Annotated in this window: 10 protein-coding genes; 8 read left to right on the top strand and 2 right to left on the bottom strand. The window is 43.5% G+C overall.

From position 1 onward, the window contains the following. Nucleotides 1-68: 68 nt before the first annotated feature. The gene (locus tag AACV32_RS03250) at nt 69-398 is read right to left on the bottom strand and encodes a metalloregulator ArsR/SmtB family transcription factor (protein WP_017044464.1); all 330 of its coding nucleotides are present in this window, start codon (nt 396-398) and stop codon (nt 69-71) included. 294 nt (nt 399-692) lie between these two features. Here AACV32_RS03250 and AACV32_RS03245 point away from each other — a divergent pair, with 294 nt between their 5' ends. The 4 genes from AACV32_RS03245 to luxN all read left to right on the top strand — a co-directional run bounded on the left by AACV32_RS03245 (nt 693) and on the right by luxN (nt 7,073). After that, nucleotides 693-2,183, top strand: coding sequence for a SulP family inorganic anion transporter (locus tag AACV32_RS03245; RefSeq protein WP_017048956.1), 1,491 nt, complete (start codon nt 693-695; stop codon nt 2,181-2,183). Between the two features lie 10 nt (nt 2,184-2,193). Further along, nucleotides 2,194-3,042, top strand: coding sequence for a universal stress protein (locus AACV32_RS03240; protein ID WP_170895655.1), 849 nt, complete (start codon nt 2,194-2,196; stop codon nt 3,040-3,042). A 262-nt stretch (nt 3,043-3,304) separates the two neighbouring features. Then, a complete protein-coding gene (locus AACV32_RS03235) occupies nt 3,305-4,501 on the top strand; it encodes an acyl-homoserine-lactone synthase (protein ID WP_170895654.1) in 1,197 nt (398 codons plus the stop codon). After that, complete coding sequence (gene luxN, locus AACV32_RS03230; RefSeq protein WP_170895653.1) at nt 4,494-7,073, top strand: quorum-sensing autoinducer 1 sensor kinase/phosphatase LuxN; 2,580 nt, start codon at nt 4,494-4,496, stop codon at nt 7,071-7,073. The genes AACV32_RS03235 and luxN overlap by 8 nt, the downstream gene beginning before the upstream one ends. Nucleotides 7,074-7,430: 357 nt before the next feature. Here luxN and AACV32_RS03225 read toward each other — a convergent pair whose 3' ends face one another. Next, entirely contained in the window at nt 7,431-7,739 is a 309-nt protein-coding gene (locus AACV32_RS03225) for a hypothetical protein (protein WP_017048952.1), read from the bottom strand. Between the two features lie 330 nt (nt 7,740-8,069). Here AACV32_RS03225 and AACV32_RS03220 point away from each other — a divergent pair, with 330 nt between their 5' ends. The 4 genes from AACV32_RS03220 to AACV32_RS03205 all read left to right on the top strand — a co-directional run bounded on the left by AACV32_RS03220 (nt 8,070) and on the right by AACV32_RS03205 (nt 13,780). Beyond that, on the top strand, nt 8,070-9,050 hold the full coding sequence (locus AACV32_RS03220) for a helix-turn-helix domain-containing protein (RefSeq protein WP_017048951.1): 981 nt from the start codon (nt 8,070-8,072) through the stop codon (nt 9,048-9,050). A gap of 260 nt (nt 9,051-9,310) precedes the next feature. Further along, entirely contained in the window at nt 9,311-10,189 is an 879-nt protein-coding gene (locus tag AACV32_RS03215; protein WP_017048950.1) for a helix-turn-helix transcriptional regulator, read from the top strand. Nucleotides 10,190-10,563: 374 nt separating this feature from the next. Beyond that, nucleotides 10,564-12,507 (top strand): TonB-dependent receptor, encoded by a 1,944-nt coding sequence (locus tag AACV32_RS03210; protein WP_272870183.1) that lies wholly within the window; start codon nt 10,564-10,566, stop codon nt 12,505-12,507. A 4-nt stretch (nt 12,508-12,511) separates the two neighbouring features. Then, on the top strand, nt 12,512-13,780 hold the full coding sequence (locus AACV32_RS03205; protein ID WP_170895651.1) for an MFS transporter: 1,269 nt from the start codon (nt 12,512-12,514) through the stop codon (nt 13,778-13,780). Nucleotides 13,781-13,880 lie beyond the last annotated feature (100 nt).

Genomic DNA, 13,880 nt, shown 5'->3' with positions numbered 1-13,880 from the left:
GTAAGTCTAAAAGGGAGCCGCGCACAACTTTATACTTACAGCCATGGCGAAATAGCAACGCTAAAATTTCATTCACTTTGACAAGATGGGTGAGCAATGCGCGTTAGCTCTTGCGCAATCAATGCAGCATTGTGGCTCAGCGTGATGTCCAATATCTGCACCATCCAACTTTCCAGCTCAGGATTAATTTGGTAGTACACCCACTTGCCGCGCCGCTCATCAATCACTAATTCATTTTTTCTCAATTCAGCTAAATGGCGTGACACCTTAGGCTGACTTAATTGCAACGCATTCATTAAATCACACACACACAACTGCCCTTTGTGCTTCATCAACAGCAAGGATTTAAGCCTCGTCTCTTCAGACAAGGATTTATAAAAAGATAAACTGCGGCACATAAACAATACATATGGAATATCGAATGTGTTCAAGTGTAAGGAGCAAAAGAATAAAAGTCAAACACCAGAACTATCCTCGCGTACGACCGGCAGCGCTTGAAAAGCAGCGTGATAACGGGAGAAATGATTACTGCAATACAAATAACGATCGTTTGGTTGACCTATACCACATCAATGATTAGGATCACATTTTAAAAATCAACCAAGAGATGTTGCGAATGCTGCTTACGCCGCCCTAGATTGATCTTTACCTCTCACAACTCACCTTTTTATTTCATTTTTTAGAGATTAAGTATGCTACAAAATATTAAGCGCGATTGGTTTTCCAATGTGCGAGGGGATGTTCTAGCTGGCACTGTCGTTGCGTTAGCATTAGTTCCTGAGGCAATAGCCTTTTCTATCATCGCAGGTGTAGACCCTAAAATCGGCCTTTACGCTTCATTCAGTATTGCCGTGATCATTTCAATTGTCGGTGGACGTCCCGGCATGATCTCAGCAGCCACTGGTGCAATGGCGCTGTTGATGGTCACTTTAGTCAAAGAGCATGGCTTGCAATATCTACTGGCAGCCACTGTTTTGACCGGGGTTCTACAAATACTGGCCGGTTACCTCAAACTGGGCGATTTGATGCGTTTTGTATCACGTTCGGTCGTGACGGGGTTTGTGAACGCGCTGGCGATTCTGATTTTTATGGCGCAATTACCAGAGCTGACCAATGTAACATGGCATGTTTACGCCATGACACTCGGTGGGCTGGCGATTATCTACCTGTTCCCTTACGTTCCTGTGGTTGGCAAATTGCTACCTTCGCCATTAGTGTGCATTATCGCCTTAACTCTGATTGCTATCAGCTTTGGCATTGATATTCGCACTGTGGGCGATATGGGTGAATTACCAGATACTTTGCCGATATTTTTATGGCCAGATGTTCCGCTCAACCTTGAAACCTTATGGATTATATTTCCTTATTCAGCCGGATTGGCCGTTGTCGGTTTATTAGAATCAATGATGACAGCAACTATTGTTGATGATTTAACCGACACCAGCAGTGATAAAAATCGTGAATGTAAAGGCCAAGGTATCGCCAACATTGCCACCGGCTTTCTTGGAGGCATGGCTGGTTGTGCGATGATTGGTCAATCGATCATCAACATTAAATCTGGCGGACGCGGCAGGCTCTCTACTTTTTGCGCCGGTATTCTACTGATCATCATGGTGGTGTTTTTAAGTGATTGGCTCAAGCTCATCCCGATGGCGGCTTTAGTGGCGGTAATGATCATGGTTTCCATTGGAACCTTCTCTTGGAGTTCGGTAAAGGATCTCAAAACTCACCCACTTTCTACCAGCATCGTGATGATCGCGACCGTTGTTGTTGTGGTTGCAACCCATAACTTAGCGATCGGTGTCGGTGTCGGCGTGCTGCTTGCTTCTCTTTTCTTTGCTAACAAAATTGGCCGCTTCATGGTGGTTAAAAGTGAACTCTCTGAAAATGGAGAAGAGCGTACCTATCGTGTTGTTGGGCAAGTCTTCTTTGCTTCGTCAGATCAATTTATGAACGCGTTTGACTTCAAAGAGGTCTTAGAGCGTGTCACTATCGACCTCTCTGCAGCGCACTTTTGGGATATTACTTCGGTTTCTTCGCTAGATCGTGCTGTTATCAAATTCCGACGCGAAGGGACCGATGTAAACATCATCGGTATGAATGAAGCAACAGCAACGATTGTCGATAAATTCGGCGTGCATGGTAAGCCAGAAGAAGTTGAAAAGCTGATGGGCGGACATTAAGGAACAGATTATGACCAATATTATTGCTTGCATCGATGGATCGATTTATTCACAGTCGGTCGCCAATTTAAGCGTGTGGGCCGCCAAAAGCTTACACGCACCATTAACCTTACTGCACGTACTTGATAAAGCGGCCAATCAAACTGAAAGTGAGTTATCTGGTAATATCGGTTTAGGCAGCCGAGAGCAGCTGTTGAAAGAGCTTATTGAACTAGACGAAAAGCGTTCTAAACTGGCCTTAAGGCACGGTAAAGCGTTACTCAATGAGCTAGAAACCAAAGCTCATGAACAAGGTTTACAAGATGTGCATAAACTGCAAAAGCACGGCAACCTGCTGGAGACTTTGCTTGATCTTGAAAACGAAATTCGTGTATTGGTGGTCGGTAAATCAGGTGAAGTGCACCAAAACGACGCCATGGCTGTTGGATCTCAATTAGAGAGTATCGTGCGTACAATGAAGTCGCACACCTTAGTGGCAACGGGTGATTTTACGCCACCACAAAGTTATCTATTAGCCTTTGATGGTAGCGAAATCAGCCAAAAATTAGTGGATAAAGCGATTAAAACACCGCTGCTAAAAGGGCTGGAGTGCCATTTGGTGATGGTGGAAGATAACCACGATAAAGCGAGCGCGTTTAAAGCTGCCGCCGAGAAATTATGTGCGAACGGTGTTCACGTTATGGAAGCGTGCTTATCTGGCGAAGTTCATAAGGCGATTCTTCAGTACCAACAACAAAACCAACTTGGCATGATCGTCATGGGCGCGTTTGGACACTCTAAACTTCGTCAGTTTTTTGTTGGCAGTAACACCACTCGGCTCTTAGCCGAATCAAGCGTACCGATGCTATTGATACGATAATAATTGATAAATTAACCATATAGATAAAGCCTTCTTCGGAAGGCTTTTATTATAAAACGCTGTTGTGGAGGGTAAGTGCAAGTAGTAAACTTGCTGCGGATATGCAACTGGTACTTAGGATGTTAGGTACAAATAAAATCGCGGTTACTGCTACTAACTGACGTGACGCCAAATACCCTCCTAAATCAAAGTCTCATTTACTGGAGCCTATCTAATAAAACTAATAAAAAATAATTAAATAAACCTAGGCTAGGTTAACTCTATGAAAATAATATCATCTTTAGGCTCACGGCTGACAAGCCGTCTGCCTATTGAAAAAAAACAGCGGGCTCTGGTAGAGTTCGTCATCAATACTTATCAACCACAGCAACGGGCTGATCTTTTTCGCGCCGTTACAGATCACCGCAAAAACCAATTACTCAACCTATTTCCTGAACATCACAATAAAAGCTTCTCAGTACTGTTTGAATTGATGGACTACCGAGAACTCATCCGGCGCTATCCGAATACATTAGGTGAAGAGATAGCACATCTTGAGCAAGCCGTCAGCGAGTGTTATTCGCATTGGCTAGATTTCTGGTGTGAATGCGAAATTGCGGCTATGAAAACACTATTCCCTATCGAAGCGGATACTCCTCCTCGTATCGAACTGCCACTTAAAGACTGTGCCTACCGTGGTTTTTTGATCGACCAGATAGAGGATTCTGAACTTTGGGTCACAATGCCCAGTCACCCGCAAAAAATGCCTATCAAAGATGCGATCACCTTGAGCAATCTTGAGCTATTTATTAAAGGCGAAAAGTGGTACGAGATGCTGCCTTTATTGTCCTTATCACAAAAAGGGAAGCACTTTGTTTTACTCAAGCATCCTGATAACGAAGCATCTCCCACACTGGTCGCTTCAATGTTGGTACAAGATTGGTCAGTAAATCAGACTTGGCTCAGCTATGTGCCGCAGTTCAGTAATAAGCAGTGGCAGTTCTGCTTACCCGATCATGGCCACGATGCCTTGATGGAATTACAGCTTTTCAAACCAGCACTGCTAAAGTGCGACTCTCTCCCAGAATTCGATCATCAATTTCGGCGACAATTGGTTGATACGCGAGCAGTCTGTGAAGTGCTGCGTTTCACCGTCAGTGGCAACGCTCAGCAAAAGCTCTACTTCCTCTACCTTGCTCAAAAAAAATTCATGCAAGTAATGCATCAGCTAGGATACAAACTTGGTTTATTCGCTACTGCTCAATCTTTCATGCTCAATTTTTATCAAGCGGTTGACCCGAAAGCGTATTTCCATTGTGGAAATTGCGATCTGAATAACGACGGAGTAAAAACTTATCGTGGTTTCTGGAATTTCGAATCAATGGACCGCGTCTTCAGTGATGCCGATTTTCGTGACTATAAACATGCGGTTTCTCAAAGCAGAAAATACGATTTAATCAAAAGGGAAGAGTATGCTTGATTTCAGCTTAGAGCCAATTCTCTATCCTAAAGCGATAACGCTTATCGCAGCAGTAGCCATGGTGCTCGTTTGGTTAACTTACTATTGCTATCGTCTTAAGCAAAAAAATGAAATGATCTGGGGTACACGCCATGTCGCCTATATTGCTTATTCTCTTTTTATCATTGCATGGATAGGGAGTAATGCGTATTTCCATACTGATTGGCTAGCCGAGTTTGGCGCAGATAGAGCTATATTTATGGCCAAATTTGCCAACGTCGTATCATCCTTTGCGTTTGCTTTTGCTTACTATTTTTCATGTCAGCTATCTGCCGAGCAAAGAGGAGGCAGAATATACCTTTGGCAACAACTGTTTTTCATTGCCATAGTTATGTATTTCTTGGTCATTAATTTACAGCCTAACCTTACGGTCCGACATGTTGATATCGCTGGGCCGAGCAAATTTGTCATTGAGTTTGGGCCACACACCCCATACTTTTTTAGTGCTCTACTTTGCGCCATGATAATGACACTGTTCAACTTGATCTCAATGCGAGCCAATAGCAGTAAGTTAACACTGGCCAAAACCAACTATATGATTGCAGGTATCCTGGTATACATGCTTTCAACGCTCATACTCCAAGTCGGAATTACCTTTTTCTTTCAAGATTTTTCACTCACTTGGCTACCTCCGGCACTCTCCATCAGCGAAATGATGTTTGTTGGCTATGCTCTTATCACTTCACGCTTCTACAGTGTGAAATACCTTGCTTACCTGTGTCTCAATACTGCGTTAGTATGTGGGGTTTTATTCATACCGCTCGGCGCAATCTTCATCCCTCTCACCGACAGCAACCAATGGCTGATTGCAATACCACTCTGTGCACTTATTGGTATTACTTGGAATCCACTCTACAAACGCTTGAGCCGCTATGCCTCTTTACTCATTTACGGCAATCAGCAGACTCCTGTAGAGCAAATTCTCGCTTTGGAAGACGATTTCAAGCGGTCAATTGATGATGCGATGCGCCGTTTAGGCCAGTTATTATACATCGCCGATGATAAGCTGCAGTTCGTTAATAGTAACTATAACGAAACCGTCTACGAACGTTACCTTTCATCCAAACAAACCGCACTAGTGTTTGATGAATTGTTTGAAAAATTAGACAACAAAACCGCGGCAAAAAACTCGATCAAAGCCCTTTATGACAAAATGAGCTCAAACAATACAGCGTTGGTTATGCCACTGTTTGGCCACAGCAAATTGGTCACACATTTATTAATCTCGCCACACAAAATCAATAATCAGATGTTTTCTAATGAAGAAATCGCTGCACTTCAAACCTTGCTAACCCGAATACAAAGTATTATTGAAGCGGATAGACGTGTCTGCCAAAGTCGCGCATTAGCGAATTCAATTGCGCATGAAATGCGTAACCCGCTCGCTCAAGTACAATTACATTTTGAAATTTTAAAGCAACATATTGATAGTCAAGCGCCTGCACAACAAATTAAACAGGATATTGAGAACGGCCAAGCGGCTATTCAACGTGGGCGGCAGTTGATTGATATTATCTTGCGCGAGGTCAGCGATAGTTCACCTGAACACGAACCGATTACGATGACGTCGATCCACAAAGCCGTTGATCAGGCGGTCAGTCAATATGGCTTTGAGAACGAGAAAGTAATTGAGCGAATTCACTTACCACAACAAGATGACTTCGTAGCAAAACTTAATGAAACCTTATTCAACTTTGTTATTTTCAACTTGATTCGTAACGCAATTTATTATTTTGATTCCTACCCAAATAGCCAAATTGAGATCACAACTCAAATCGGTACTTATGAAAATATTTTAATCTTCAGAGATACAGGCCCGGGGATTGACGACGCCATTTCTTATAAAATTTTCGATGACTTTTTCTCTTATCAAAAAAGCGGAGGCAGCGGTCTGGGGCTCGGCTATTGCCAGCGTGTCATGCGCTCTTTTGGCGGCCGAGTTGAATGCAAATCGAAACTGGGGGAGTTTACAGAATTCCACTTATACTTTCCTATGGTACCCAATGCTCCCCAAGCCGACTCGCTTCGTACTCCTGATTTCAAAAGTTGGCAACAACCTAAACCGAATACAGAGCAAAGAACCGTTGACGATATACAACCAATCGATAAGCCATTTCTAATCAATAACAAAGCACCCACGGTGCTCATCGTTGACGATAAAGAAGTACAACGCTCACTAGTTCAAATGTATCTGAACCAACTTGGTGTTAACAACTTGCAGGCAAACAACGGTGAAAATGCAGTAGAAATCTTTAAAGCGAATTCCATCGATTTGATTTTGATGGATATTCAAATGCCAGTTATGAATGGTTTTGAAGCCAGCAAAATCATTAAGGCGCATTCTCCGCAGGTTCCTATCATTGCGCTGTCAGGTGAATCTGGCGAACGTGAGCTAGAAATGATTAGCAAGCTGATGGACGGTCGTTTAGAGAAACCGACGTCATTAAATGCGTTACAGCAAGTAATCAGCCATTGGTTAAATAGAGACGTTGTACCCAATGCTCATACAGCAAAGAGTGGAACGGTTATTTGACGTGATTGAAGATACCAACATCTAGATAAAACTCAGCCAGTACCAAAACCATTTCGGTGCTGGCTGACATTTTAAAACCGCATAATCTATTATAAACCGTCTACTACCTACACTCGCCAAGCCTTGACCTCAGAGACCCCAAGTGGTTCTAGCTGAATATCTAATGAACCCATGCAAGTTATACATGCAATAATTACATATGCACCTTGTTTCAAATCTCATTTCATGAACGACAGGGTTGAGCACCTCACCTTTTCAGTCTATTGTTTGTAGCGAAAGACAGGTTCGACTTAAACAACACCTTTGCTTGCACACTTTTAGCCGCCTATTTTTGGCGGCTTTTTTCTTGCTAGGCAATTATTTTCTCTTTAGCAACGCAATACACTCTTCATAGTGGGGGGCATTATGGATGTCCCACAATTGTTTCGCAGCATAGTGAGCAAAATCATCATCGGCGGGTAAGCTTTTTTTACGCTGATTTTTGATCTTGAGGTAGATAGCCTGCATCTCTTTCTGCTGATCTCTGGAGATAGAGCGCGAATTGGTACACATGTCCGCCAATCCTTCGTAAGCATAGGCATTCACTTCAGCCATATTGATCTTGGCGACAGTCAAGGTAGGAGAAAGCAATACCACTCCTATCAGGGTATTGAATTTACTTGGCATTTCTTCCCCTCAAAAATGACACTTCTATCCATAGTATAGAAGACGACAGAGATTGGGGACGAACATGGTTCCTTCATTTGTTCGATCTTACAACATAGTCACGTCAGTCCACTACTCAATTCAGACTCCTAATCATGAAAAATCACTTCCAAATTGAGCAGACGGTAATCATAAAACGCCACAAAATAACTTTCAGTTTTATAAAACGAATAATAATAACGATGAGAGATCTCGATAGAACTCATGACTTCTTTGCGTGGCACGCTTTTCATTACACAGACGAAACACTAGGGGTAAATCCGACCCAAGCATTTTTGAATGGTATCTAAAATGAATCGTGTTGATTTAAAACCAAACTCCACATCCATACGCTTACCGAAACGCTGCCTAAGCCATCAGTCAAGCGTGCCGACTCCGCGACAACCGCTTGCCTGTCAATCTTTTGGGGGATGCCTTGGCTGCAATATACATACGCTATCGGGATATGGTGGCTGTACGTCGTATGAACCGAAGACTCACTCTGAACGATACTGCCTACGTTTACTGACCGTAATTAAAGGCGAGCAGCTCATTTGGTACAGTCATGATAATGAGCCCATCAGTTTACACAACGGAAAAAGTGTACTGATTTTCTCAGTTAATACCTTTAACGATGTATTCATTAGTGAAACAGAGAGTTACGTCGAGATTGCCGATATACGCTTTGACTGCCAACTTCTGGTGACTATTTACCAGCAAATGAGTGAGAGTTTGCGTGACAATGGTATTAATCCTTTAACGGAAAAACGCCGTTTTGTCTTTGATACCAGTGTTGAAATTCAGCAATTTATTAACCAGTTGCAAACTGGCTTAACCAACCAAACTGGTGCTGGTAGCTTGTATGCCGTCTCACAGGCTTATCAATGTTTGGCCAAACTACTCAGCCAGCTTGATATGATAAAAAGCAACAAAAAGGACAGTGAGTGCTCCTCCCTTTCCAGTCGAACCTTAAATCGGATACGCAAAGCGCACTCGATGGTTTCTTCAGAACCAGAAAAAAATTGGAGCTTAAGCGAGCTTTGTCGACAAGTAGGCACGAATGAAACCAGCTTCAAACGAGGTTTTAAACTGCTTTTTAATACGACATTTTCCAAACTTCTTCAACACACACGAATGAAAATAGCAGCTGAATCATTAGAGCAGACCGATCGCCCGATTATCGACATCGCTTATCAAGTGGGATATGCCAGCCCTTCTCACTTTAGCAAACTATTCAAACAACACTTTGGGCAGAACCCTCTACAATATCGGAAACATCGTCAACGTCCCTAAATATCGATAAATAAAGCTTAAACCAGTCAAGGTTTCTCTTTCCTAACAGAACAGTAGTCGTGCTGGTGAAGTCATCTTGTCCCTTTTTTATGCTCATTTTGTTGAATACGCTTTTTTGTTGAACAGTTGAATAGTCATCATCAATCACTCCCTAGACAGACAATCATGATAATGATAACTTTTCTCATAAACCAATCGGACGTGATTTCACTATGCCTTACTATCGAGTTCCATTTAATTTGGATTTACTGGAAGAGTCCATGCAAACCAATGGCAATATCGTTTTTAAGCATGAACATTGCGAATTTTCGTTACGTTGCTGTGTGATCAATGATGACATGGTGATGAGCCAATTTAAGGGAAGGTTTGAAACACCCACCCAACTCGATACAGCCGATAAAACCGAATACGACAGTGTGACTATCATGCTGAATTTAGGGAATGCGGTTTACTATCAAATTAATGGCTTAAATACGGCAAAGATTTTTCCGGCCAACACTATTGCTCTTTGTTATTCCGATACACGTCATGGCTTCTGTCGCTATCAGCCGCAAATCACTCAGTTATTTGCACTGCAAGTCCCAAGACTTCTATTGCTTGAGTACATCAACATCATGCAAATAAGTGAGCCACTAGCAGATAAGTTAGGACGTCGAGAGCCGTTTTTCCTAATCAGAACAGCTTCTGCTGCGTTGCAATTTATGGCCGTAAAACTTTCAGAGACCCATAATCAAAACAGCGCGATTCAACGCCAGCTTTGCTACTCATTCATCAGTGATGCAGCCCGATATCTAGTCTGCGATGACAGCACTCAACAACAAGGCGATAATAACAATCTCTTAGAAAAAGCGATGGGGATTCTTGATAGTGAGTACACTTTCCCACCCACCATCACCGAACTGGCTCGACGAATTGGAACCAATGAGACCTCTCTCAAACAGGGGTTTCGAAAAGAACTAAATACCACCATTCATCAGTACATCACTCAGCAAAGAATGACAAAAGCGGCTGAACTACTCAGCGCAGAAATCTACACTATTTCGCATATTGCTCATGAGGTGGGTTACTCCAATCATGGACATTTTTCCGCCGCTTTTAAAAAAGAATTCGGTTGTACACCATCCAAATACCTAGCATAACAGGGTGCTCTCACGCCTAAAAAGATGGTCCCAAAAGCGTCATGAGCCATACGGCGATCCTCTATTTTTGGCCCAACACCACCAGCTATTACTTTGACAGTAATTTGTTTGAAACTCATCTAAAGCAAAACCAGAAAATAAAATAAAAATCAACAAAATTAAACACTTAATTTTAATTAAGTTCAAAAACAGACGACCCGCTCTATTCCAACTTGTTTAAATAAGAATCATAAACGTCGATTCACGCTCTTTTTATGCCTTATTCAGTTAGCAGGTAAAAGACAGAATCGGCACTATAAATTCAATATGGATACCACAGGAAAACAGATTCAATGCATAGGAACAGCCTTAAACTTTCACCATTAACTTTAGCGATGACCTTAACTATGTTCACTTCAACCGCTTTCGCACTCGAAAGTGGCCATGATGTCATGGTGGTAGAATCGAGCAAGCAGTCGACCCTTCTTGAACAGATGGACAGTTCGGTCTTGATTAAAACAGGAGAAGAGCTTGAGCAAGCCGGAGTCGATCAAGTTCAAGACTTGGAGAAAGTGTTCCCAGGTCTATTGATCCAAACTCGCGGTAATCGCACTTATGCTAACACGACCATTCGTGGCATTAGTTCACCAGATTATTATTCCCCCACCATTAGCCTGTATGTTGATGGTGTGTTGCAAGACAGCGCCTTTTTAACTCAACCACTGGTCAATGTTGAGCGCGTCGAACTGCTAAGAGGCCCGCAAGGCACTTTGTACGGTGGTAATGCTCAAGGTGGTATTATCAATATCATCACCAAAAAAGCCGTTGGACAGAACACAGCCGTTGCTAGCGCGAGCTACAGTAACCTCAATGAGCAGCTCAATGCTTCTGCAGCCCTCTCGCTCAATGACTCGCTTTCCGCCGATGTTGCACTGCGCGCAATCAAAGACAATGGCAACATTGAACACCTACCAAGTCAGCAGAAAGATTCTAATAATAGTCAACAATTCAGTGGGTTAGCTCGCTTACACTATTTACCACACAACTCGCCGTTCACTCTGACCTTATCAGTCGCTAATAGTAACCTAGATAGCCATGAAGAGTGGTATCTCACCCAAGCTGAATTTGACCAAAAAATGACGAGCCAAGCGATCCCTCAGCTCAAACGCATCGTTAATAGCTATGCGCTGCAAATGGGTTACGATTTAGGTGAGACTCAATTGACCAGTGTTACGGCTTATCAAAACCGTAACATCTACCGTCAGTTTATTGGAGGAACTTGGCAAGAAGACCAAAATACTCTTAGCCAAGAACTACGTGCCAATACGCAAGTCAGCGATGCCTTATCAACGCTATTTGGTGCTTATTTTGAACAACGCGACTTCGATGCAAAATCTGGCGAAGGCTCTCAAGTAACCAATCAGGTTGAATCGACTCAATACGCTCTGTTTGGTCAAGCCATTTATGCGCTCCATGAACAGATTGACCTCACTTTAGGACTGCGTGCCACTCACCTTTCGACTCGTGCGGATTACAGTGGTAATCCGTCCTGGATGATTGATGCTTACGCACAAAATAAATCAGAAAACACCCTATCCCCTAAAGCCGCTTTAGGTTGGCAAATCACACCGGACTCTCGGGTGTTTACTTCCATATCAAGTGGCTATCGTCCCGGAGGCTTCAGTTTACAGCCACGCAGTAGCGGCGATAAAAATGGCTACAGCGCTGAGAAATCCCTTAATGGAGAGTTGGGCTGGCGTACTCGCTTAGCTGACAACATGGTTGATCTAAGCGGGGCTCTGTATTGGATAAAAACGGATGATATTCAACTCTATACTGGGACTCCTGGTAGCCAAGTGCTGCGTAATTTAGGGGAAGCGCAAAGCCGAGGCTTAGAGCTGCAGCTCGCTTTCTATCCCACGGATGATTTAACCTTGAATCTAGGCGGTACTTTCGGTAAATCAAGCTTCAAATCGGAGAATCAAGATATTGAGGGGAACACGCTACCGTACGCACCTAAAACCACACTGGTAGCGGGGATAGACTATGTATTACCACAAGCTTGGTTTAATGGCGCAGTCTCCCTTTCCTCGAATGCTCGCTATACCTCAAGCGTCTTTTTCGATGAAAAAAACACCTTGTCACAAGCGGGTTACACCTTAGTCGACTTAGCCATTCAGTACCAAGCAAACCCACACCTTTCCATGCGCCTGTTTAGCAATAATGTGACCGATCAAGATTACAAAACCTATTCGTTCGCAATGCCAAACGCCAGCGCAGCCTTGAGTAACTACGGGGTCGGCCGTGAAGTCGGACTTAACATCAAACTTGAGTGGTAATAGGATGGGTTTTCAAACAGCCAAACATTCCACGCTGAGCCAAGCTTCCTTGCTCAGTCTGTTAGCGGGGGTTTATACCACCCAAAGCCTGATTGGTATGTTCACACTGCAGGGTCTCCCTGCAGTGCTGCGTTCAGAAGGCGTCTCTACCTCTCAGATTGGGCTTTTCTACTTAGCTATGCTGCCGTGGGCGCTGAAATTTCTTTGGGCACCTTATGTGGAGAGCATTCGACAACAGGGCATCACTTTGACTCGTCACGCTTACCTGATTGGCTTGGCACAGACAAGTATGCTACTGGTTTTAGGAGCCTTCTCATTTAACGCCGTGATCAGTGACCAAACGCTGTTGTTTGTTGGTGTACTCATATTGGCTTTACTCTCAACCTTTGCTGATATCACCACGGATGGCTTAGCAGTTGATGAGTTACCTGCCGATCAAAGACGTTTCGGCAATGTGATGCAAGTAGGTGGTGCTTATCTAGGAGCCGTGTTTGGTGGATGCTTATTCATTTATCTCACTGCCAGTGTCAGTTGGCAAAATGCCATTCTACTGCTGATGGCGTTGCTCCTTTTCATGTCGCTACCAACTACCTCTTTATTTGGCAAACTGAAAACAGTGCAAAACCTTCATCGTGAGCACCATCCATCTCTGAAAGCAGCCCTTACTAACCCCAAGGTAACTTTGGGTTTAGGATTAGTCGCGCTTTGCCAGTTAGGCACTCGGGGGGTGCAATCGATGATGATGCCCTTTTTATACGATCAAGGTATTGAACTGGAAGCACTTGGTCTGTTGGTTGCTGGTGGCGGTATTATCACCGCATTTATCGGGATAGGGCTAAGTGGTTGGTTGATGAAAAAAGTGAGCGCCATCAGCATTGTTCTCTTTTGTCTTGGGTTGGAGGCGTTGATATATAGTGGATTCACTTTCTATGCAGCACACATTATACCGCTAACCTATGGCCTAGAGGGGCTGTATGTACTCAATACGGTTCTGGTTGCCGCCAAATTTGTTGCTCTATATACCCTAATGATGGAATGGTCCTATGGTAATCAAGCAGGCGTTGATTTCTCTCTTTTCCAATCGATGGATATGTTGATCGCGATACTAATGGCGATGCTGTGTGGCTGGGTGATTGCTCAATTTGGTTACCAAGTTCATTACCTGCTGACATTCTCCGTTACTCTCTGCGCCCTGCTGACACTGTATCAATTTCACGCCTACCAGCTAAGGCTAGGCAATAAGGATATTTGCCATGTCTCTGAACACGCTTAATTTCTAAACTTCGCCCGCGATAACGCGGGCTATTCCATTCACTTTCTGCATGATGACACGGTTCATCAGGCGGGAGCGTTTTGCCTAAAATTTGCCGGGG

The organism is Vibrio sp. B7, assembly GCF_963888765.1.
Taxonomy (GTDB): Bacteria; Pseudomonadota; Gammaproteobacteria; order Enterobacterales; family Vibrionaceae; genus Vibrio; species Vibrio anguillarum.
The sequence above is the reverse complement of the archived record's forward strand: the minus strand, read 5'-3'. Positions and strand labels throughout refer to the sequence as shown.